The 23,660-nt window shown below is 55.6% G+C and carries 13 protein-coding genes; 8 read left to right on the forward strand and 5 right to left on the reverse strand.

The window, feature by feature from the left end:
- The 3 genes from CIK87_RS11010 to CIK87_RS11020 all read left to right on the forward strand — a co-directional run.
- Positions 1–823: L-aspartate oxidase (locus CIK87_RS11010; protein WP_144008195.1), on the forward strand; the 823-nt coding region annotated here is incomplete at its 5' end.
- Between the two features lie 437 nt (positions 824–1,260).
- Positions 1,261–1,482 (forward strand): hypothetical protein, encoded by a 222-nt coding sequence (locus tag CIK87_RS11015; RefSeq protein ID WP_094387214.1) that lies wholly within the window; start codon positions 1,261–1,263, stop codon positions 1,480–1,482.
- Positions 1,483–1,935: 453 nt separating this feature from the next.
- A complete protein-coding gene (locus tag CIK87_RS11020; protein WP_144008196.1) occupies positions 1,936–2,340 on the forward strand; it encodes a hypothetical protein in 405 nt (134 codons plus the stop codon).
- A gap of 242 nt (positions 2,341–2,582) precedes the next feature.
- Here the strand turns inward: CIK87_RS11020 and CIK87_RS11025 are convergent, their stop codons facing one another.
- On the reverse strand, positions 2,583–4,457 hold the full coding sequence (locus CIK87_RS11025; protein WP_094387216.1) for a beta-galactosidase: 1,875 nt from the start codon (positions 4,455–4,457) through the stop codon (positions 2,583–2,585).
- A 219-nt stretch (positions 4,458–4,676) separates the two neighbouring features.
- Here CIK87_RS11025 and clpB point away from each other — a divergent pair, with 219 nt between their 5' ends.
- Positions 4,677–7,229, forward strand: a complete 2,553-nt coding sequence (gene clpB / locus CIK87_RS11030; protein WP_022310443.1) for an ATP-dependent chaperone ClpB — start codon at positions 4,677–4,679, stop codon at positions 7,227–7,229.
- A gap of 70 nt (positions 7,230–7,299) precedes the next feature.
- Here the strand turns inward: clpB and CIK87_RS11035 are convergent, their stop codons facing one another.
- From CIK87_RS11035 to CIK87_RS11045, 3 genes are all read right to left on the reverse strand, one after another.
- Entirely contained in the window at positions 7,300–9,438 is a 2,139-nt protein-coding gene (locus tag CIK87_RS11035) for a M6 family metalloprotease domain-containing protein (RefSeq protein WP_254046550.1), read from the reverse strand.
- 24 nt (positions 9,439–9,462) lie between these two features.
- Entirely contained in the window at positions 9,463–9,822 is a 360-nt protein-coding gene (locus tag CIK87_RS11040; RefSeq protein ID WP_254046008.1) for a hypothetical protein, read from the reverse strand.
- Positions 9,823–10,125: 303 nt separating this feature from the next.
- The gene (locus tag CIK87_RS11045) at positions 10,126–12,144 is read right to left on the reverse strand and encodes an HD-GYP domain-containing protein (RefSeq protein ID WP_158216244.1); all 2,019 of its coding nucleotides are present in this window, start codon (positions 12,142–12,144) and stop codon (positions 10,126–10,128) included.
- Between the two features lie 839 nt (positions 12,145–12,983).
- Between CIK87_RS11045 and CIK87_RS11055 the strand changes: the two genes are divergently transcribed.
- Positions 12,984–13,229 carry a hypothetical protein gene (locus tag CIK87_RS11055; RefSeq protein ID WP_094387220.1) on the forward strand — a complete coding sequence of 82 codons (246 nt, stop codon included), beginning with the start codon at positions 12,984–12,986 and terminating at the stop codon, positions 13,227–13,229.
- 1,131 nt (positions 13,230–14,360) lie between these two features.
- Positions 14,361–14,513 carry a hypothetical protein gene (locus CIK87_RS14405; protein ID WP_158216245.1) on the forward strand — a complete coding sequence of 51 codons (153 nt, stop codon included), beginning with the start codon at positions 14,361–14,363 and terminating at the stop codon, positions 14,511–14,513.
- 297 nt (positions 14,514–14,810) lie between these two features.
- On the opposite strand, the gene CIK87_RS11065 is transcribed toward CIK87_RS14405, so the two are convergent.
- Positions 14,811–15,335 (reverse strand): hypothetical protein, encoded by a 525-nt coding sequence (locus tag CIK87_RS11065; RefSeq protein ID WP_144008198.1) that lies wholly within the window; start codon positions 15,333–15,335, stop codon positions 14,811–14,813.
- A gap of 1 nt (position 15,336) precedes the next feature.
- Between CIK87_RS11065 and ruvA the strand changes: the two genes are divergently transcribed.
- Both ruvA and sprA read left to right on the forward strand, forming a co-directional pair.
- Positions 15,337–15,951: a Holliday junction branch migration protein RuvA gene (gene ruvA / locus CIK87_RS11070; RefSeq protein ID WP_022310237.1), complete on the forward strand. Its 615-nt coding sequence runs from the start codon at positions 15,337–15,339 to the stop codon at positions 15,949–15,951.
- Positions 15,952–16,009: 58 nt separating this feature from the next.
- Positions 16,010–23,557, forward strand: a complete 7,548-nt coding sequence (gene sprA / locus CIK87_RS11075; RefSeq protein ID WP_371327121.1) for a cell surface protein SprA — start codon at positions 16,010–16,012, stop codon at positions 23,555–23,557.
- Positions 23,558–23,660 lie beyond the last annotated feature (103 nt).

Genomic DNA, 23,660 nt, shown 5'->3' on the forward strand with positions numbered 1-23,660 from the left:
CGCCTACCTCATCACCGAAGCCATGCGTGGCTACGGCGGCATACTGCGTCTGCCCAACGGCGAGAGCTTCATGGAGAAGTATGACAAGCGACTCTCACTGGCTCCGCGCGACATCGTGGCGCGTGCCATCGACCGCGAGATGAAGACCCACGGACTCGACCACGTCTGCCTCGACGTCACCCATAAAGACCCCGAAGAGACGCGCCACCACTTCCCCAATATCTATGCCAAGTGTCTATCCATAGGCATCGACATCACCAAGGAGTATATCCCCGTGCGCCCCGCAGCCCACTACATGTGTGGCGGCATCAAGGTCGACCTCAACGGATGCTCGAGCATCAACCGGCTCTACGCCATCGGCGAGTGCTCGTGTACGGGTCTGCACGGCGGCAACCGCCTCGCCAGCAACTCGCTCATCGAAGCGGTGGTCTATGCCGAGACCGCAGCGCGCCACAGCATAGAGCACGTTGACGAGTATGACTTCAACGACAAGGTGCCCGACTGGAACGACGACGGCACCATGACCAACGAGGAACAGGTGCTCATCACGCAGAGTGTGAAGGAGGTAGGCGAAATCATGAGCAACTATGTGGGCATCGTGCGCAGCGACCTGCGCCTCAAGCGCGCCTGGGACCGTCTGGACCTGCTCTACGAAGAGACCGAAAACCTCTTCAAGCGCGTCAAGGTAAGCAAGGAGCTCTGCGAGTTGCGCAATATGATCAACACGGGTTACCTCATCACGCGTATGGCCATCGAGCGCAAAGAGAGCCGTGGCCTGCACTACACCATCGACTACCCGGTACACGCTTACGATAAGAAATAAGCACGGCACATAGACAATGGAAGCCCCTACACGGTCTTCCACAAGGAGAGAGGGTTGAAAGCCCCTCACCAACCCTCCCCAAGGGGAGGGAGTTCATACTCGCTGTGTTTTAGGGGGATTGTAGTTACGCTCTTTTTCTTGAAAAGGCTGGTATGGGGCCTTTGTTTTGGCTTTTTTCCTTCCCCTTGGGGAAGGTTAGGATGGGGCTTATGGTGGACGGGACGCACCCCTGGCAACTCTGTAGGAGTTGCGATTTCATAGCCCAGGGTTGAGGGGCGCAGCACCTCTACCCTGGGTATATATATAATAAGGTGTAGCTACTCTGTAAGAGTTGCGCTTAGCCGTAGGCGTTACCACGGCAGGAAACAAGGTTTCAATTGCGGGATTAATCCATTAATAACTGCTTCTATTAGGGGTTGATATAAACACAAAAAGCCATGGCGGCTGTTGTCGGCTTCGCCTTTTTGTGGCTGTCGGTGACGGCAGTCGGAAAACGAGTTTTCCTCCTTGTCGTCGCCGCCATCCCCAACGCCATGCTTTGCATGACGACAACAGCCGGCATGGTTCAAAAAGCGGCCGTTGGCCGTAAAAAAAGTCCGCCGTTGGCGGTAAAAAAACAGCTGATTGTGTTATTCCATCTGTTTGACACCTGCCGATAGAAAATAAGGTAATCTCTTTTTGTACCGGCGCAGCCGGACTTTTTTTACCGCCAACGGCGGACTTTTTGTATTTGCGGCTTTTCAGCCTGCCACCAGGCAGGCGCGGATGGGGGTGTCGGGAAATATCCGAGAGCTCGCTCTCGAGATATCTCCCGACACACACGGACGCATAGGGCGAAACCCTGAAAAGCCACAAAACTTTTTGTAGCTTCTTGTGATAGCATATTCAAGGTATATGGGCATATACATTACAAGTAACGCCTACGGCTAAGCGCAACTCTTACAGAGTAGCTATATTAGTTGGTCGCTTACCCAGGGTAGCGTGCTTCGCCCGCAACCCTGGGCTGGGGAAACGCAACTCCTCCAGAGTTGCCGCTGCTTGCGGGAGGCCAATTGCGGGGTTAATCCATTATTACCTACTTATGTAATAAGTTGATATAAACACAAAAAGCCATGGCGCCTGTTGTCGGCTTCGCCTTTTTGTGGCTGACGGTGACGCCAGACGGAAAACGAGTTTTCCTTTTTGTCGTCGCCACCATCCCCAACGCCATGCTTTGCATGACGACAACAGCCGGCATGGTTCAAAAAGCGGCCGGCGGCCGTAAAAAAAGGCCGCCGTTGGCGGTAAAAAAACAGCTGATTGTAAGCCCCTCCCCAACCCTCCCCAAGGGGCGGGAATTCTTTCTCGTTGTGTTTGAGGAGGTTGAGGTTACGCTCTTTTTCTTGAGAAAGGCTGGTATGGGGCCTTTGTTTTGGCTTTTTTCCTTCCCCTTGGGGAAGGTTAGGATGGGGCTTGTGGTTGATGGTACGCACCCCTGGCAACTCTGTAGGAGTTGCTATTTCATAGCCCAGGGTTGAGGGGCGCAGCACCTCTACCCTGGGTATATATATAATAAGGTGTAGTTACTCTGTAAGAGTTGCGATTAGCCGAAGGCGTTACCCGCAGCAGGAAACATGGGGGCAATCGCAGGGCTAATCTATACGTGGCCGTGCGCACAATCCTATCCACCCTCCTGCCGAGCGTACACAAAAAAGCCCTCTCGCGTTTCACAACGGGAGAAGGCACAAATTATGAAAACTTTAATCTATCCGAATATCTTCTATTTCTTGAGAATATCGAGCTTGGGAGTATCGATGCCGCTCACATGGTCGTGGCGCACATCGTTCTGCTGCTCAAAGATTACGATATCGTTCTTGCCCTTCTTCAGGAAGCAACCAGGCAGATAGAGGGTCTGCTGGGGACCCACCTTCCAGTAACGGCCCAGGTTGACACCGTTGACAAAGACGATACCCTTGCCCCACTCTTCCATATCGAGGAAGGTGTCGCCGGGGCTGGCTACATCAAACTGACCCTGATAGATTACGGGCAGACCCTTGGCATAGCCGTGGTCGCCAGCAGCCAGCACAGGAGCCTCGCTCATGGGCAGACAATACATCTTCCACTCACCCTCGATGGGGTTGTCGTTGATGGTGATGGGGCGCACAAAGCCCTTGAAGCTCTCGGAGATGCGGGCACCATAGTTGATGCGTCCCATATTCTCGACCAGGATGTCGAGGGTGCTGTTGAAGGGTACCTCGACCTCCAGGCTGTCTACGCCGGTGACGGCGTTGAGCTCGCCCACCTTCTCGCCGTTGACATAGACGATGCCATAGTCGGCAATGCCGTCGGCCTTGAGCACTCCGGCGATGGGCTGGTTGAAGTGGCGGCGGTAGAGCACGTATCCGTGGCCCTGGCCGAGCGCCTCGAATGTGGGCATGGTGTCACACTCCACAGGCGTCATCCCCTCGATGCGGTCAAAGAGGTTCTGGGTCTGGGTGAGACGTATTTGGGGCAGCGTGATGACAGGTATGCGCTCGGGCACTGCCGGCACATCCTTGTTATACTGCATCAGTATCTTTCTGATGGCCTCATACTTGGGTGTAGCCCATCCTGCCTCACTGATGGGGGCATCGTAGTCGTAGCTGGTGAGGTCGGGCTGCAGACGGATGTCCTTGGTATAGTTGGCACCCGAGGTGAAGCCGAAGTTGGTGCCACCATGCACCATGTAGAAGTTGAAGCTGATGCCGGCATCGAGATACTTCTGCATCTGCTTGGTAAAGGCATCGGAGCTGACCTTCTGGAAAGGCTCGTTCCAGTGGTCGAGCCATCCGGTATAGAACTCTGCCACCATGTAGGGGCCCACTCCGCCGTGATAGGCGTCTACCTTTTTTTTGATGGTGTTGACATTGTTCTCGCCGTTGCATGTGGGCAGTGCGCCCTCGATGGATCCGCCCTCAAAGAGCCAGCTGCCGTCGCTGGTGAACATAGGTATGTCGAAGCCGGCGTCGATAAGCTGCTGACGGATGGCGGCACTATACTGTCTGTGTACATCGAGGGGGATGTCCTTGCGCTGGCTGACGTACGAGCCGAACTCGTTTTCAGCCTGTACCATGACGATGGGACCGCCCTTGGTTATCTGGAAGTCGCGCACCTGGGCTGCGAGCTGGTCGATGTAGGTGCGGCACGAGTCAAGGAAAGCCTTGTTCTGTGTGCGTATCTTCATCTCGGGCACGGTGCTGAGCCACCAGGGATAGCCGCCGTACTCCCACTCGCCACAGGCATAGGGACCGGGGCGTAGGATGACCATCATGCCCTCGTCGGCAGCAGCCTTGAGGAAGGCGCGTATGTTGCGGTTACCAGTGGTCCAGTCCCACACGCCGGGAGCGGTCTCATGGTAGTTCCAGAAGACGTAGGTGGCCACGGCGTTGAGTCCGAGGGCTTTCATCATGCGCAGACGGTGATGCCAGTAGGCTGCGGGCACGCGCGAATAGTGCATCTCGCCCGAGTGGATCTGTATGGGTTTTCCGTCGTAGACAAAGTTGCCTCCCTCTATCTTGAAGGTATGCTTGGCCTTGGCTCCGGCTGTGGCGGTGAAGCCTGGCAGCAGGGTCATGGCGGTCATGATGATAACGATGATAAGTAGATTGCGTCTCATTATTGTTGTGATATAAGTTTTATTCCTTACAAAGATAATAATAATAAGGTGTATCGCCCAACAAATCATCGAAAATTTTGCCCTACCCCACGATTTTTGTCGCCAAAATGACAAAAAGGCAGACCAAGACTGACATTTTGTCAGTTTTCGGGCATAGGTACATAGTTTGTATCATGATGAGTGACAATAACAAAGATAATAATTAAAACAACAAGCGATATGACATTTGACAAATTTACTATCAAGGCGCAGGAGGCCGTGCAGAGCGCGGTCAACAAGGCGCAGATGGCGCAGAATCAAGCCATAGAGCCGGTACACCTGCTGGCAGGTATCATGGACAAGGGTAAGGATGTGACCCAGTTCATCTTCCAGAAGCTGGGCGTCAACCCACAGCAGATTGAAACGCTCGTCGAGAGCGAGATAGCCCATCTGCCCAAGGTGCAGGGAGGCGAACCCTACTTCACCAATGCCACCAACGAGATACTGCAGAAGGCTATGGCCGAGGCTGCGCGCATGGGCGACGAGTATGTGGCCATCGAACCCATACTCATGGCTATCATGCAGACCCAGAACACGGCAGGACGCATACTCCGCGATGCAGGCATGACCAAGGACGAGGTAGAGAAGGCCATCGCTGCCCTCAGACAGGGCAAGAAGGTCGACGATGCCCAGGCCGACGAAAACTACCAGGCGCTCGCCAAGTATGCGCAGAACCTCATAGACAAGGCGCGCAACGGCAAGCTCGACCCTGTGATAGGCCGAGATGAAGAAATACGCCGCGTGCTGCAGATTCTCTCGCGCCGAACCAAGAACAACCCTATCCTGATAGGTGAGCCGGGTACGGGCAAGACCGCCATCGTCGAGGGACTCGCCCAGCGTATCGTGCGTGGCGACGTGCCGGAGAACCTGAAGAACAAGCAGCTCTTCTCGCTCGACATGGGCGCGCTCGTGGCTGGTGCCAAGTACAAGGGTGAGTTTGAGGAGCGACTCAAGAGCGTCATCAAGGAGGTCACCCAGGCCGACGGCAACATCATCCTTTTCATCGACGAAATCCACACGCTCGTGGGTGCCGGCGGTGGCGAAGGTGCCATGGATGCCGCCAACATCCTCAAGCCTGCCTTGGCACGTGGCGAACTGCGGGCTATCGGTGCCACCACGCTCAATGAGTATCAGAAGTACTTTGAGAAGGACAAGGCGCTCGAACGCCGTTTCCAGACGGTTATGGTCGACGAGCCCGACGAGATAGATGCCATCAGCATCCTGCGTGGCCTGAAGGAGCGCTATGAGAACCACCACAAGGTGCGTATCCAGGACGATGCGTGCATCGCAGCCGTCAAGCTCTCCGAGAGATATATCTCTGACCGGTTCCTGCCCGACAAGGCGATAGACCTCATGGACGAGGCTGCCGCCAAGTTGCGCATGGAGCGCGACTCGGTGCCCGAGGAGCTCGACGAGATAGACCGCCATCTGAAACAGCTTGAGATAGAGCGCGAGGCAATACGCAGCGAGATCAAGCACCGCCAAGGCAGCGGCGCCGAGGATGATGCGGCTGCCAATCTGCACGACTCGCTCGACAAACTGGACAAGGAGATTGCCCAGCTGGGTGAGCAGGAGCGCCAGTACAGGGCTAAGTGGGAGTCCGAGAAGGCTCTGGTCAACAAGATCCAGCAGGATAAGCAGGAGATGGAGAACCTGAAGTTTGAGGCCGACAAGGCCGAGCGCGAGGGCAATTATGGCCGTGTGGCTGAGATACGCTACGGTCGCCTGAAGAGCATCCAGGACGACATAGACCATATCCAGCAGCAGCTGCGGGGTACCCAGGGCGGCGACGCTATGGTGCGCGAAGAGGTCACTGCCGACGATATCGCCGAGGTGGTTAGCCGCTGGACGGGCATCCCCGTGTCGAAGATGATGCAGAGTGAGCGCGAGAAGCTGCTGCATCTCGAAGACGAACTCCATCACAGAGTGGTGGGTCAGGACGAGGCCATCAAGGCTGTAGCCGATGCCGTGCGCCGCTCACGAGCCGGACTGCAGGACCCCAAGAGACCTATCGCCTCGTTTATCTTCCTCGGTACGACAGGTGTGGGTAAGACTGAACTTGCCAAGGCGCTCGCCGAATATCTCTTCAACGACGAGAACATGATGACGCGTATCGATATGAGCGAGTATCAGGAGAAGTTCAGCGTGACAAGGCTCATCGGCGCGCCTCCAGGATATGTGGGCTACGACGAGGGTGGCCAGCTGACCGAGGCAGTAAGACGCAAGCCTTACTCCGTAGTACTCTTCGACGAGATAGAGAAGGCTCATCCCGACGTGTTCAACACCCTCTTGCAGGTATTGGACGACGGCCGACTCACGGATAACAAGGGCCGCGTGGTCAACTTCAAGAACACCATCATCATCATGACCTCCAACGCCACGCGTGAGATGCTGGGCAAGATTATGCGTCCTGAGTTCCTCAACCGTATCGACGACATCATCACCTTCCATCCGCTCACACAGGAGGAAATCTCCAAGATTGTGGAACTGCAGATGCAGAAGTTGCAGAAGATGACTGCCGAGCAGGGCGTGACACTCACCTGGACCAAGGCGGCAATAGACTATCTGTCGCGTGTGGGTTTCGACCCCACCTTTGGCGCCCGCCCCGTAAAGCGTGCCATCCAGGACTACGTGCTCAATGACCTGAGCCGTATGCTGCTGGCTGAGCGCGTAAGCAAGGACAAGCCCATCACGGTCGATGTCGCCGACGACCACATCGTGTTCAGCAACTAATTTACCATTAAGAAAATCCCTTCCGCCATAAGTGACGGAAGGGATTTTTTTGTGTCTGTATGTGTCGTGGTTACTTCACCACTTTCTTGCCACCTACGATGTAGATGCCTGCAGGGAGATTGTCGAGGCTGGTGCCCAGATACTGACCCTGGATGTTGTAGACGCGGTTGTCTACGGGCTTGCCAGTGGTCTCGACAGTATCGATGCCGGTGCCTACGCCATCTGCCACGATGCGCACCTCATCGAGGAACATACGTTTGGCAGGGGTGAAGGTAATCTTGCCGCTACCGGTGCCGGTAATGTCGATGCTGTACTCGGTCCATTCCTCATTCTTCATGGTGAGGGTAGCTACCTCGGCGCCGTTGTAAGTCACTTTGAGCGAGGTGGCGTCACTGCCGTAAGGCGCAGCCTTGAAGGTGAGCTTGGCCTTGCCGTTGAGGGCAAAGGAAGGTGTGGTGGCAGAACCGCTCTTCTTGGAGGAGCCAAACTTGCCGCACTTGAAGCCACCAGCACGGGAGAGCGACTCCCAACCTGCGTTGTCTGTTACCAGCGCATTGCTGCCACAACTCCATGTACCGTCGTTTCCGCCCGTTCCAGCACACTTGTCAAAACTCTCATAGAACACCTGGCCCTCTGGAGTAGGTTCTACCACTACGGTAGCATTGTACTGGAAGTTCACAGTACCGTTGTCATTCTCGGTAATGTCCTTGACCTGACGGCCCATGTTGCGGGTACCGTCCTCGTTGTCGTTGTAAAGACCGAACGAAGGTATCGATGTGTCGCTCAACTCATTGTTTGACTTGTAGGGAAACAGGTCGCCTGTGAGTGTAGTCTTGGTATAATACTGCTCGTATTTGTCCCAGTACTTACTGTCGTCAATGTTGTCGGCATGTACGAGCGTGAGGCGCTGGTGGTCGTTCTTGAAGTCAGCTGTCCAGCCATCTTTCTGACGGAATTCACCCGTAGAGTTGACCACATTGTTAATCCAGCAGGTGGGGTCATAGTCTACATGGATAACCTGCAGACCTGTAGCCTCGATATATTTGTCCCACTTGGTCTGCTGACGGTTTTCGAGGATGAAGTATTCGTTGCGGTTGCCTTTATTATATATTACGTATGCCTTGCCACCCTCGCTGGTGGGCTTGAGGTCAGTGACCGTCACGTTCTCGTCTTCGAGCACCTCGTAGTCTATCCATCCGGCAATCCATTTCTCATAGGCAGTATAACCGGCGGGGCAGAAGCCGTCGTCGTTGTAGCCGGCAGAGTCCATGAGGTCAAAGCTCGACATACCGAAATGCCCCTCATAGAAGATGTCATAGAGGTCGGGATAGCCCAGACAGTGAGAGAACTCGTGGCAGATGGTACCGATACCATCGATACCAGAGTAGCCCATCTCGGCAGAGCAGGCGTAAGAATTGATTTTGACACCATCGAGGGAGAGTGTTATTTTGGCGGCAGCCAGTTCATAAGCGTGGGGCCAGATAGTGTCATCGCTACCGCCGTTGGCCTCGCCCTGACCGGCGTAGATGACATAGACCTGATCCACCTCGCCGTTACCGGTCCAGTCGTAGTCAGAGAAGTCTACCCAACCGTCGGCAAGCTCACAGGCTTCCTTAATCATCTGCTCGGGACGCAGGTCGTTATCATTGGAGTCATTACCACCATAGTAAGCCATATTCTGCGACAGGGTTACAGGCCCTACCACGTCAAAATCGATGGTAAACTTGCCATCGCTCTGTGCGCTGAAGTAGTCCTTGATACTGCCGTTGAAGCCATTGTCCTTGTAGTTCTCGGCATTGGCTATCTTCTTGTACAGGTCGAGGGTATGGCTGGCAGAAAACTTCTTGTCCTTGAAGTTGGCGAGGATGATGAGTCCCTTCTTGGTGCCCCGATAGTTGCCGCGGTTGCCCGAGATGTCGGCCTTGCGACGGCTGGCGTAGTGCTGGTTGGCACGGGCACGACGCTGCTTGGCACGGGCAGCCACCTTGGTGGCATCTTCCTGCTTGTACATACCATTGCCTGCTGATACATAGCTCTTTCCGTCGGCATCACGATACCAGTGGCCGTGTTCGTCGCCCACAAGGCGGGCCTTGACTTGACTGCCGTCGGCAAGGGTAATCATGCGCCACAGATTAGGGCGTGCGGGGATGGCTGACATTGTCATCACTGCGAGCAGGAACAATGTCAAGAGAGTAATTCTTTTCTTCATACTTGATTATAATTGTTTACTTGGTTATTCGTGTGTAGCCGTTGGGGCGTGCTGCGACTTGATTTTGTTCATCCGCGTCGACTCGAGGATGGGCAGATTGGTCTCTGTGGGGATATAGATGACGGTCTTGTCGCTCAGGTCGCTCTGCTGGCGCACCCAGAGATACTGGATATAGGTGGGGGTGATGCTGCCGTTCTCTATCTTGATGGCTTCGGCGGCACCCTTGGCGCGTGCCACTTCGGCCTGGGCGTTGAGCTTCTCGGCCTCGAGGTTGGCACGGGCTTCCTCAATCTTAATCTTGCGGTTCTGTTCGGCTTTGGCAAACTCGGCCTTGCCTTCCATCTCCTGCGACCATACGTTGTACCAGGGACGGATGAATGCCATGCCTATCACAAAGACAAAGATGGCGACGAGAGCCCAGACTATCTGTCGGGCAACGGTGGGGTTGAACCCCGGGGTACTGTTTCTGTTCATTTGACGATTGTTTAAGTGTGATGCAACTATGGGATAATTCTCCAACATGCAAAGATACATCATTTCTCGGCTTCTTTCTGCCAAAATATGCAATTATTTTTCACCACGCCCGTCATTTTTAATATTTTCAGGGCGCATACCATCCCTATCACCATCTCTGACGTGGTGACGGCGTCCATAGTCGACAGGGGCGTCGCGATGATGGCGACGGTGCTATCGCTGGTTGACAAAATACTGGCTGTAGATATTATAGTATATGTCCATCCAGCCCTCGTCGAGCAGATGGTTGAGTTTCTGTGCCAGCCCGGGATGGGCGTCGATATGGCTCACGAGGTCGGGATTGTAGCGGGTGCCGGCGTCGCGACGCATCTCGCCCATCACGGCATCAAAGGTCTTGCCGTCCTTGTAGTTGCGGCCCACGCGCTCGGTAGCTGCCTGCATGCAGTCGCTCAGGGTGATGATGTCTATCATGATGCGGTAAGGCGAACGGGTATTGTCAAAGTCGGCGGGATAGCCTCCCTTGCCGTTATACCACTTGTGGTGACCCAGGGTGGTGTCGTGATACTTCACCAGCCTGGGGTCGAGGGCGAGGTATTTGAGTCCCATCTCCGGGTGGCGCTTCACGATCTTGAACTCCTGATCGGTGAGCGGACGGTAGTCGTTGTCTACCACGGGGATGATGGTGTTCTTGCCCAGATCGTGGTAGAGGGCGGCTTCGCGCACAAACTCGACAAACCTACGCTTGTGATGCTTTACGCTGCCTTCGGTCTTGCAACCCAAATAGCCCACCAGCAACTGGGGCTGATTGTCCACAAGACTCTCCATGAGCACCATGGCTATCTCGCTCACGTGTACGGAGTGGGCGTAGGTGGTCACGTGGGTCGATACCGACAGCTTGTTGAGGAAGGCAAGGCGCTCGCGGGGCTTCAGATACGACAGTATGCGGTCGTAGGTGACGAAGACATTGAGGTTGTTGACAAAGGTGGTCACCGACTGGCGGTCACTGCGATGGCGGAAAGCCATCTCGATGTCACGGCACATGCGGAGCACGTTGCGGCGCTTGGCGCTGTAGGGGATGTCGGCCAAGTCGTTGAGATAGAACAACGAATAGTAGGGCATAAGATGCAACGAGAACTCTTGGGGGTCGAGCCTACGATTGCGCAGACTCTCCATAGATGCCCTGTAGCGCGGGCGGTATCTGTTGAGAGCCTCCTTGGCAGTTATCTGCTTCAGGTTCATTTGCATAATCAGCGTGCGCAGATACGAGGAATTGTCCAGTGAGGGCTTCCGCAGGTTCCTTACCACGAGGGTATGCATAAGTTTGTCGATGCTCTTCTTCTTGATGGTGGTGCGGTCCACCAGGAAAATGTTGCGCACCATGGACTCGTCGGCATTGTTGAGCCGCCTCTTGAGCTCGGTCATCCTGTAGCCCTTGCGGCTGAGCTCGTCGCCGTGCTTGGCGACATATCGTCTTGCCAGTTTGATGCGCCCGCGCAGATCGTCGACCGTCTCCACCTTCTTTTGTGCCCATACATACGCACACAGTTGCAGCATCGCGTTGAGATAGTTTGACTGATAGGCGGGATAGCGCTTGGCGTCGTCGGCGACGCATCGCTGGTAGCAAGCATACGACTTCTGCAGGAGCTCGTCGTCATGGGTCATGTTCCAGATATGGTAGTAGGCAGAGCCACGCCACGTGTTCAGATAGTTGGTAAACCTCAGCGAGTCGGGGCGATTGGTCTGCAGGGTGTCGATGAGGTCACAGAGTTCGAGCATGAGAAAGGGGTCGGAGCGGTTCTGGTTGATATACTTGCTGAAGAAGCTCTTGATAAAATCCGAATAGAGCCTCGCGTCGTTCTTGGCTTGTGGCAGGGTGATGACCTGGCGCAGACTGTCCAGGCAGAGCTTGTTGCTCTGATAGATATCGTGGTTCAGGGCAGCGCGGGTATGGAAAAACTCCACCCAGCGGTCGTGGTCATGAATGAGGAAGATGCTGTCGTTGTAGCGGTTGTATAACTTGCGGTTGTTGACCAGGGTGCTGAACCAGCCGTCGAAGTCCACATGCAGGGTTTCTTCGTCCTTGACGGTCTGTGCCGAGGACGTCATGACTGTCAGGAGCAGCATGACTATGGGCAAGAGTCTACGGGTGATGACTGCCAGCAACGCTGTAGCGGTGTGGCTGTGCGCCGCAGCAGGGCAGTGGGCAGGGGTGGCAATAATGACGCATTTCATAGTGCGCGTGTATAAAGTTAGAGTGGCAACGGGCGTAGCACCGGTGCGTAGAGTTGAAATTCTGCTGTCTGTAATGGTTGTAACAACTACAAAATTCGTGAAAAAACGGGACTCCACCAACATTACACGTGTAATAGTTGTTAAAATCGCCGAAATAATGACATCGCGCACAATTATAGGCAAGCATGGAGGCGCAACGACCATCATAAGAAGCCCTCTCTGGCTCTCCCCAAGAGGAGAGAACGCAGACCAATTATATATTATGTGCTTTGTCATTATCTCCATCACATTGCGGATGGTATAGGGCGAAGCCCTGAAAAGCCACAAATCTTTTTGTAGATTATTGTGATGGCTTATTCAAGGTATATGGGCATATACATTACAAGTAACGCCTACGGCTAAGCGCAACTCCGTCAGAGTTGCAAGGTTCGTTGGTCGCTTACCCAGGGTAGCGTGCTTCGCCCGCAACCCTGGGCTGGGGAAACGCAACTCCTACAGAGTTGCCAGGGGTGCGCACCGTCCACAATGGGATAGCCATACAGGGTTGTAGGGGCGCACATCATCGACAACAAACTAATTATGTATAACCCTTGGGGGCGCATCATCAACGATGAATTATGGCCCGCAAGCAGCAGCAACTCTGTAGGAGTTGCGATTTCATAGCCCAGGGTTGAGGTGCGCAGCGCCTCTACCCTGGGTAAGAACACCACCCTACTTAGCTACTCTGTAAGAGTTGCGATTAGCCGAAGGCGTTACCACGGCAGGAAACAAGGTTTCAATTGCGGGATTAATCCATTAATAACTGCTTCTATTAGGGGTTGATATAAACACAAAAAGCCATGGCGTCTGTTGTCGGCTTCGCCTTTTTGTGGCTGTCGGTGACACCAGTCGGAAAACGAGTTTTCCTCCTTGTCGTCGCCGCCATCCCCAACGCCATGCTTTGCATGACGACAACAGCCGCCACGTTTCAAAAAGCGGCCAGTGGCCGTAAAAAAAGACCGCCTTTGGCGGTAAAAAAACAGCAGCTTGTAAGCCCCTCCCTAACCCTCCCCAAGGGGCGGGAATTCATTCTCGCTGTGCTTTAGGGGGTTATGATTGCGCTCCGTTCCTGGAAGAAGATTGGAATATGAACATCATTTGGGCTTTTTTCCTTCCCCGTGGGGAAGGTTAGGATGGGGCTTATGGTGGACAGGACGCACCCCTGGCAACTCTGAACCAACGGTTACCGGCGCGGCGCAGTGCGACGCGGAAAGGTAATGGAGTTGCGATTTCATAGCCCAGGGTTGAGGCGTGCAGCGCCTCTACCCTGGGTAAGAATACCACCCTACTTAGCTACTCTGTAAGAGTTGCGATTAGCCGAAGGCGTTACCACGGCAGGAATAGCAGCTTGTGTTATTCCATTTATATGACGCTACCGATAGATAATAAGGTAATCATTTTTTTGTACCGGCGCAGCCGGACTTTTTTTACCGCCAAAGGCGGACTTTTTGTATTTGCGGCTTTTCAGCCTGCCATCAGGCAGGCGCGGATGGGGGGTGACGGGGAATATCCGAGAGCTCGCTCTCGAGATATCTCCCGACACACACAGACGCATAGGGCGAAGCCCTGAAAAGCCACAAATCTTTTTGTAGATTATTGTGATGGCTTATTCAAGGATTGTGGAAACACACACGACAAGTAACGCCTACGGCTAAGCGCAACTCTTACAGAGTAGCTATATTAGTTGGTCGCTTACCCAGGGTAGCGTGCTTCGCCCGCAACCCTGGGCTGGGGAAACGCAACTCCTACAGAGTTGCCAAGGGTGCGCACCGTCCACAATGGGATAGCCATACAGGGTTGTAGGGGCGCACATCAACGACAACAAACTAATTATGTATAACTCTTGGGGAGAACTTCATCCACTATGGGATAACGATACGTGGTGGTAAAGGCGCACATCATCGTCAACGGACTAATCATGCATAGCCCTGGGGGGCGCATCATCAACGATGAATTATGGCCCGCAAGCAGCAGCAACTCTGTAGGAGTTGCGATTTCATAGCCCAGGGTTAAGGGGCGAAGCACCTCTACCCTGGGTAAGCCCCCACCCTACTTAGCTACTCTGAAAGAGTTGCGATTAGCCGAAGGCGTTACCACGGCAGGAAACAAGGGGTCAATTGCGGGATTAATCCATTAATAACTGCTTCAATCATGAGTTGATATAAACACAAAAAGCCATGGCGGTTGTTGTCGGCTTCGCCTTTTCGTGGCTGTCGGTGACGCCAGTCGGAAAACAAGTTTTCCTCCTTGTCGTCGCCGCCAACCCCAAACGCCATGCTTTGCATGACGACAACAGCCGCCACGGTTCAAAAAGCGGCCGGTGGCCGTAAAAAAAGGCCGCCGTTGGCGGTAAAAAAATAGCAGCTTGTGTTATCCCAACTATATACCGCTACGGATAGGAAATAAGGTAATTATTTTTTTGTACCGGCGCAGCCGGACTTTTTTTACCGCCAACGGCGGACTTTTTGTATTTGCGGCTTTTCAGCCTGCCATCAGGCAGGCGCGGATGGGGGTGGCAGGGAATATCCGAGAGCCTGCTCTCGAGATATCTCCCGACACACACGGACGCATAGGGCAAAGCCCCGAAAAGCCACAAATCTTTTTTGTAGCTTCTTGGGATGGTATATTCAAGGAATATGGAAACACACACGAATAACAACGCATACGCCAAGCGCAACGCCGACTGCCATCATCCTCACGGAGATGGCCTTCATTTTGGTTTCGGGATTGGAAATGACGGTTTCGCGGTGTGAAATCATTATATCGCGGTTTGCAATCACTATTTCGCACCTTGAAATCAACTTTACAATGCCTTCCGGCAACAATCCACTCGCTGCCACCACCATCCCACGCAACTCCACCACCATTCCGCGCAACTCCACCATCATCCCACGCAACTCCACCACCATTCCGCGCGCCACCAGCAGACTGGGTGTCATCACGCCCATGCCGCTCCCCTGCTTCACGGCTATAGGGGTGGCTGTCAGCTGGTTATCACCACCACCCGCGCCGACGACGGCACCCACCGTCCTCGCCAACCCCTGCGGGGAGAACGTAAAAATGGGGGCGGCTGCAATAAAATCGGGCACAAATACAATAAATCGGGCACCGACTGCGTTAATAATGTATATTATATAATATAACACGTACAAAATGATAGAATATATCAAGGGCGAGTTGACCGAACTCACCCCCGCCACGGCTGTGGTAGAAGCAGCCGGAGTGGGATATGCCCTCAACATCTCGCTCAATACCTACAGCACCATCCAAGGCAAGAAGGAGGTGAAGCTCTACGTACACGAAAACCTCGTGACCGGCGGCCGCGACGACGCCTATACACTCTACGGCTTTGCCTCACGCCAGGAGCGCGATCTCTACCGACTGCTCATCACCGTATCGGGAGTGGGCGCCAACACGGCGCGCATGATACTCTCGGCATCGTCGCCCTCGGAGCTGTGCAACGCCATCGCCTCTGCCGACGAGCGCATGCTGAAAGCCGTCAAGGGCATCGGACTGAAGACCGCACAGCGCATCATCGTTGACCTCAAGGACAAAATCGTGCAGATGGGCATCGCCACCGAGCTGCACGCCTCGACCTCTACCGCACCCTCTATTGACATGGGCGTGAGAGACGAGGCTGTGAGCGCCCTTACCATGCTGGGCTTCGCTCCGGCTCCCTCTGCCAAGATTGTGGCTGCCATCCTGCAAGACGAGCCCACGATGCCCGTGGAGCAGGTGGTCAAGCTGGCGCTCAAACAGATAAAGTAAACCCATGCAAAGGCAGAAGATAAGACACTGGATAAAGTTGGCATTAATCATGATACCTATGGTTTCGACCATAGGCTATGCCTCAGTGCCCTATCTTCAGAGCCGCAAGACCGTACGCCCCGCCCGACAGCAGCAGGGCACGAAAGCGACGACACCCACCGACACCGTGCCACGCATCAAGGCTGCGGCGCAGCCCATAGCCATCGACGAGGACACCATACCCGACTCGCTGCTCCACCCGCGCTGGAAGATACAGCGCACCACGGCGCTCACGATAGACGACTACCGTCTACCCGCCGCCGACCTGAAACGCCCCGACAACCTGAACCAGCAGGTGGTCTACAACGACACACTCGACTGCTACATGATAGGCACGCGCATCGGCAGCGTGTGGCTCGAGGCGCCCATCATCATGACGCCCGAGGAGTATCGCCGATGGAGCGAGCGCCAGGCACGCAACCGCTATTACCGCGACAAGAACGACGAGGTGTACCAGGCCAAGGGCAAGGAGAAGTTTGACTTCACCGACATGCACTTCGACCTGGGACCCGCCGAGAAGATATTCGGCCCCGGCGGCGTGCGCATCAAGACACAGGGAAGCGCCGAACTCAAGTTGGGCGCCACGCTCAAGAACATAGACAACCCCAGTCTGCCCATCCGCAACCGCAAGACCACTACCATAGATTTCGACGAGAAGATCAACCTCAATGTCAACGGCAAGGTGGGCGACAAGGTCAACATGAACCTCAACTACAACACCGACGCCACCTTCGACTACGACGCCCAGAACCTGAAGCTCAAGTATGAAGGCAAGGAGGACGAAATCATCAAGCTGGTCGAGGCGGGCAACGTGACCTTCCCCTCCAACTCGTCGCTCATCAAGGGAGCCAGCTCGCTCTTCGGTCTGCGCACCGACCTGCAGTTCGGCCGCCTCAAGCTGCAGCTCGTAGCCTCGCAGAAGAAGAGCAACACCAGCAGCGTCTCCGCCAAGGGCGGCATCCAGCTCACGCCGTTTGAAATCAACGTCGCCAACTATGAGGAGAACATGCACTTCTTCCTCTCCCAATACTTCCGAAGCAAGTATGACGCTGCCATGCGCACATTGCCCAACATGACGACCGGCATCACCATCAACCGCGTCGAGATATGGGTGACCAACAAGAGCGGCGTGGCTACCAACACGCGCAACATCGTGGCGCTGACCGACCTGGGCGAGAACAAGAAGGTGAGCAACACGATGTGGACGCCCACCGGACAGCCCGTGCCTGCCAACAGCGCCAACAGCGAGTATCAGACCATGACCACCGCCTATGCCGCCGCCCGCGACATAGACGCCGTCAACTCTACCCTCGACGGGGCAGGACTCGTGGGTGGCGTGGACTATGAGAAACTGGAGAGCGCGCGACTGCTGTCGCCGTCGGAGTACACGCTCAACCCGTCGCTCGGCTATATATCGCTGCGCTCCACACTCCAGACCGACCAGGTGCTGGCTGTGGCTTACGAGTACACCTACGGCGGCGTGACCTACCAGGTGGGCGAGTTTGCCTCTGACGTGACCGATGTCAAGAAGGCACTCTTTGTCAAGTCGCTCAAGAACACCAGCAACAACCCGACGCAGGGCAACTGGGACCTGATGATGAAAAACGTGTACAGCCTGGCCTCGAGCGTGGAGAAAGAGAAGTTCCGCCTCGATGTGAAGTTCCAGAGCGATACCGCCGGCGTCTATCTCAACTACATCCCTGAAACCCAGGTCAAGGAGACGCCCATCATCCGTGTGCTCGGCGCCGACCGTCTGGACAACAACAACAAGCCCAACCCCAACGGCTACTTCGACTTCGTGGAAGGCTACACCGTGAGCAACGGCCGCGTCTTCTTCCCCTGCACCGAGCCCTTCGGTTCTTACCTCTACAACTACCTCGTGGCCAAGGGCGTAGCCCCCGACCGCGCCAAGCGCTACGCCTTCACCGAGCTCTATGATACCACCAAGACGGTGGCACGGCAGATAGCCGAGAAGAACAAGTATATACTCACGGGACAGTTCAAAGGCAGCGCATCGGGCGTCATCTCGCTCGGCGCCTACAACGTACCGCAAGGCTCGGTGGTGGTAACCGCCGGCGGAGTGACCCTCACCGAGGGCAGCGACTACACCGTGGACTACAGCGCGGGCGAAGTGACCATCCTGAACCAAAGTCTGATAGATGCAGGGACGCAGATTAACGTCTCTCTCGAGAGTCAGTCGGACTACGGACAGCAACGCAAGACGATGTTTGGCCTCAACTGGGAGTACAACTTCAACAAGAACCTGCAGCTCAGCGGTACCGTGCAGCACCTCACCGAACAGGCGCTCACCAGCAAGGTCAATATGGGCACCGAACCGCTCAACAACACGCTCTGGGGCGTGAACCTCAACTGGAAGAAGGAAAGCCAGTGGCTCACCAATATGCTCGACAAGATTCCATTCCTGCATGTGACGCAGCCATCTCAAATCTCCTTCAACGCCGAGTTTGCCCAGCTCATTGCCGGACAGAGCCACGGCACCCAGGACAACGCGTCATATCTCGACGATTTTGAAAACTCCACGAGCAAGATAGACATCTCCACGCCCTCATCGTGGATTATCTCGAGCGTGCCGTCGTCCATTCCCAACTTCAACGACAAGACTACGCTCCGCAGTGGCTACGACCGCTCGCTGCTGGCATGGTACAACATCGACCCGCTATTCACCCGACGCAGCAGCTCGCTCACCCCATCCCACATCAAGAGCGACCTCGAGCAGCTCTCCAACCACTATGTGCGCGAGGTGCTGGTCAACGAGCTCTACCCCAACCGCGACCAGAGCAGCTACAATGGCGTCATCTCTACCCTTCCTATCCTCAACCTCGCTTACTACCCCACTGAGCGCGGTCCTTATAACTTCAACCCCGACCTCACCGCCGACGGCCGGCTGCGCAACCCCAAAGACAAGTGGGGAGGCATGATGCGCAAGCTCAACACCAATGATTTCGAGGCAGCCAACATCGAGTATGTAGAGTTCTGGCTCATGGACCCGTTTATCTACACCAACCGCCAGGCCGACGCCAATGAGTATGGCGGCGACTTCTATATCAATCTGGGTGAGGTGAGTGAGGATGTGCTGCGCGACGGCAAGAAATTCTATGAGAGCGGCATGCCGGTAGACGGTTCACAGACATTTGTCAACACGCAGTGGGGCAAGGTGCCCACCCAGGCCAACGTGACCTACGCCTTTGCCACCTCGCCGGGTAGCCGTGCGCTCCAGGATGTGGGCTTCAACGGTCTGCGCGACGAGGAAGAGCGCCAGTTTGAGACCTATCAGCAGTTTCTGCAGGAGGCAAGGGCAAAGGTGAGCCCCGAGGTGTTTGACTCTATCCAGGCCGACCCTGCCAATGACAACTACCACTACTTCCGCGGCACCGATTTCGACAAAGCCAAGACCTCGATACTCGAACGCTACAAGCGCATCAACAACCCCCAGGGCAACTCGCCCGACTCCGAGAGCCGCACCGAGGGCTACGACACCTCCTACAAGACCACACCCGATGTCGAGGACATCAACCAGGACTACACCCTCAATGAGTATGAGAAATACTACCAGTACCACGTCTCGCTGCGTCCGCAGGACATGGCTGTAGGCCGCAACCACATCGTAGACTGCCGTGAAGCGGCTGTCCCGCTGCGCAACGGCACCACCGAGAAGGTCATGTGGTACCAGTTCCGTATCCCCCTCAGCGACTACGAAGACCGCGTGGGTTCCATCTCCGACTTCACCAGCATGCGCTTCATGCGTATGTATCTCCGCGGGTTCAGCCGACCCATCGTGCTGCGCTTCGGCAGTCTCGACCTGGTCAAGGGCGAGTGGCGTACGTATGACCAGCCGCTCGACGGAGTCGCTTCGTCGTCGGGAAAGATGGCTGTAAGCTCTATCAACATCGAGGAAAACAACGACAAGACACCCGTCAACTACGTGCTGCCACCGGGCATAAACCGCGCACAGGACCCCACGCAGCCACAACTGGTAGAGGCCAACGAGCAGGCACTCAACATGGTCGTAACCAATCTGGGCAACAACGAGTCAAAGGCGGTCTACAAGAATACCAACCTCGACCTGCGTCAGTATCGTCGCCTGCAGATGTTTGTCCATGCCAACGCAATGGAGCAGAACGCCACCAGCCTCGCCGACGACCAGATAGCCGTCTTCATCCGTGTGGGCAGCGACTACAAGACCAACTACTACGAGTACGAAATCCCCCTGAAGCTCACCGAACCGGGTCACTACGACCGCTACTCACGCTCGGACTGCGAGCGGGTATGGCCCCAGGCTAATATGTTTGACTTCCCGCTGAGCATCTTCACCCGTGTCAAGAAGGAGCGCAATATCGCCAAGGCACAGGGCACAGCTTCATACTCGCGCGTGTTCTCAGTCTACGACGCCGACCACCCTGCCAACCGCGTAAGCATCGTGGGCAACCCCACCCTGGGCGAGGTGAAGACGATGATGATAGGCGTGCGCAACAAGTCGGGCAACCACAAGTCGGCAGAGGTGTGGGTCAACGAGCTGCGACTCAAGGAGTACAACAACGGAGGCGGATGGGCGGCACAGGGCAACCTCAACGTGCAGCTCTCTGACCTGGGTACGGTCAATATGCAGGGCCGCTACATGTCGGAAGGCTTCGGCGGACTGGAAGAGGGCGTCAGCCAGCGCTCTACCGATGACTACAAGACCTACAGCATAACCACCAACCTGGAGCTGGGCAAGTTCTTCCCCGACAAAGCCAAGGTGAGCATACCGCTCTACTACTCGGTGACCAAGGAGGAGACCTCGCCCAAGTACAACCCGCTCGATACCGACATGCTGCTCAAGGATGCGCTCGACGCAGCCGGCTCAAAGCAGGAGCGAGACTCTATCAAGAGCATCGCGGTGACCAAGACGACAAGCACCAACTTCTCGCTGTCGAACGTGAGGGTAGACATACAGAACAAGAGACACCCGCTGCCGATAGACCCTGCCAACTTCTCGCTGTCCTACAGCCACTCCCACCGCGAGACCAACGGCGAGACGACGGTCTATGAGAAGGAAGACAACTGGCGAGGGGCGCTCAACTACAACTGGACACCGATATTCAAGGCGTGGGAGCCGTTCCGCTCAATCAAGAACAGGTCGAAGTGGCTCGATATCATCAAGAAATTCGGACTCAACTGGCTCCCGCAGAACGTGGGCTTCAACACCGAGATAACACGCAACTACTACGAGCTGCAGGAGCGCGACATGGAAGACCTCGGAGGCGGACAGCTGCCGCTGACCTTCAGCTCGCAGTTCCTCTGGAACCGTGATTTCACCCTGAGATGGGACCTTACACGCAATCTGCACATGAACTTCCAGAGTGCCACGCACGCTGAAATCGAAGAGCCCTACGCTCCCGTCAACAAGGAACGCTATCCCGACGAGTACGCCCAGTGGAAAGACTCTGTCAGAACGAGTCTGCGCCACATGGGAACGCCGCTCGACTACAGCCAGAACTTCACCCTGTCGTACCAGGTGCCACTCAACCTCATCCCGATACTCGACTGGACCAATGTCAACGCCACCTACAACGCCACCTACAACTGGGTGCGCGGCACGGCACTCGACGACGGCACCTCGCTGGGCAACAACATCGTGAGCAACCGTGACCTCAATGTCAACGGAACCTTCAACATGGAGCGGCTGTACAACCACATCCCCTTCCTGAAGAAGGTCAACGACAAGTTCAGACGCGAGAAGAGCCGCTCGCAGATAGAGCGCGAGAAAAAGGAAAAGCAGCGACAGCGCGAGACGCTCAAGAAGCAGGCTGCCAACGGCAAGGACGGCGCCGCAGAGAAGCAGAAGAAAGAACTGCCCAAGAACCGACGCAGCTATGAGCGCGAGCTGACGCTCACGCCCGACACCACGCTGCTCATAAGCCACGGCAAGCGCACACGCCGTATCGACGTGAGCGCCAAGACCAAGGACGGCAAGAACATCGCCATAAAATATAAAAAGGTGGGTGATAACCAAATCAAGATATTCAGCAAGGTCGACACGCTCACCAAAATCAAGCTGACGGTGACCCCGCGCGAACCGCTCGAGGACAAGGGCTGGTACAAGACGGCTCAGTCGGTAGCCCGCGTGATGATGATGGTGCGCAACGTGAGCCTCAGCTACCGCAACAACTACTCGCTCTCGCTGCCGGGATTTATGCCTACCGTGGGCAATGCGCTCGGACAGACGCGCGGGTACGGACTCCTGTCGCCAGGACTCGACTTCGCCTTCGGCATGATAGACGACAGCTACATCGACAAGGCGAAGCGCAACAACTGGCTGCTCATGAGCGACTCGGTGGCCACGCCCGCCACCACCAACCTGACCGAGGATGTGCAGCTGAGACTCACCCTCGAGCCTGTGCGCAACCTGAAGATAGACCTCGTGGCAAACCGCACCGAGAGCCGTGCCAAGAGCATACAGTACATGTATCGGGGCAACCCCACCACACAGAGCGGCACATTCACGATGACTACCATCTCGCTCAAGGGCGCCCTGAGCGGCATAGGCGAAGCCACCAACGGCTTCCACTCGCCCACCTTCGAGAAGTTCTGCAACTCGCTCGACGCCTTCCGTGACCGCGTCGAAGCCCAGTATGCCGGTGCGGTCTACCCCGCCGGCACCTCGCTCGCGGGAAAGACCTTCGACCCCGCCAACGGTGGCGTAAACCGCTACAGCGCCGATGTCATGGTGCCCGCATTCCTCTCTGCCTATACCAGCATGGGCAGCGGACTCGACATATTCCCATCGCTGGCGCGCATGTTGCCCAACTGGACGGTGCGCTACAGCGGAATGGCTAAGTTGCCTTGGTTCAGGGATGTGTTCAAGAGCTTCAACATCAACCACGCCTACCGCAGCGTCTACGCCGTGGGAGCCTACAGCACCTACAGCACCTTCCAGGAGTATATGAACGGGCTGGGCTTCGTCAACGAGACCACCACGGGTGCGCCCACGCCCAGCAGCATGTTCAACGTGTCGAGCGTCAGCATCAACGAGGCGTTCTCGCCCCTGCTCGGAGTAGACATGACATTTGAAAACAACCTCACCGCGAAGGTGGAATATCGCACTACGCGTGTGCTCAACCTGAGTATGACGAGCGTGCAGCTCAACGAGGCGCTGAGCAGAGACTGGGTATTAGGACTGGGCTATCGCATCAACAACTTCAAGCTCTTCGGCGACCGCAATATGCGTAAGATTAAGGGCAGAGGCAACCGCAACAAGACGCAGTCGACCACTGCAGCAGCGGTAAGCAGCCGGAGTGGCACCAACAACGACCTCAACCTGCGTCTGGACTTGAGCTACCGACGCCAAGCGAGCATCAGCCGTGACATAGCCACCATCAGCAGCTACGCCAGCAGCGGCAACACGGCATTCAAGCTGAGCTTCATGGCAGACTATACCCTCTCCCGCCTGCTCACGATGAGCTTCTATTACGACCGACAGACCAACACACCGCTGTTGGCAAACAACAGTTTCCCCACCACCACCAGAGATTTCGGATTGAGCATCAAGTTCAGTTTGACGAGGTAAAAGAGAAGCGGAAGAGCACCTCCTCCGCTTCTCTTTTACCTCGTCAAACTGAACTTGATGCTCAATCCGAAATCTCTGGTGGTGGTGGGGAAACTGTTGTTTG

Origin of the sequence: Prevotella sp. P5-64 (assembly GCF_002251285.1) — a bacterium.
In the GTDB taxonomy this organism is placed as follows: domain Bacteria; phylum Bacteroidota; class Bacteroidia; order Bacteroidales; family Bacteroidaceae; genus Prevotella.

Coding starts and splice junctions, on each gene's coding strand:
- CIK87_RS11055 (WP_094387220.1), top strand. CDS start 12,984: ATGGCGTCTGTTGTCGGCTTCGCCTTTTTGTGGCTGTCGGTGACACCA.
- CIK87_RS14405 (WP_158216245.1), top strand. CDS start 14,361: ATGGCGGTTGTTGTCGGCTTCGCCTTTTCGTGGCTGTCGGTGACGCCA.
- CIK87_RS11015 (WP_094387214.1), top strand. CDS start 1,261: ATGGCGGCTGTTGTCGGCTTCGCCTTTTTGTGGCTGTCGGTGACGGCA.
- CIK87_RS11025 (WP_094387216.1), bottom strand. CDS start 4,457: ATGAGACGCAATCTACTTATCATCGTTATCATCATGACCGCCATGACC.
- sprA (WP_371327121.1), top strand. CDS start 16,010: ATGGTTTCGACCATAGGCTATGCCTCAGTGCCCTATCTTCAGAGCCGC.
- clpB (WP_022310443.1), top strand. CDS start 4,677: ATGACATTTGACAAATTTACTATCAAGGCGCAGGAGGCCGTGCAGAGC.
- ruvA (WP_022310237.1), top strand. CDS start 15,337: ATGATAGAATATATCAAGGGCGAGTTGACCGAACTCACCCCCGCCACG.
- CIK87_RS11035 (WP_254046550.1), bottom strand. CDS start 9,438: ATGAAGAAAAGAATTACTCTCTTGACATTGTTCCTGCTCGCAGTGATG.
- CIK87_RS11020 (WP_144008196.1), top strand. CDS start 1,936: ATGGCGCCTGTTGTCGGCTTCGCCTTTTTGTGGCTGACGGTGACGCCA.
- CIK87_RS11040 (WP_254046008.1), bottom strand. CDS start 9,822: ATGGCATTCATCCGTCCCTGGTACAACGTATGGTCGCAGGAGATGGAA.
- CIK87_RS11045 (WP_158216244.1), bottom strand. CDS start 12,144: ATGAAATGCGTCATTATTGCCACCCCTGCCCACTGCCCTGCTGCGGCG.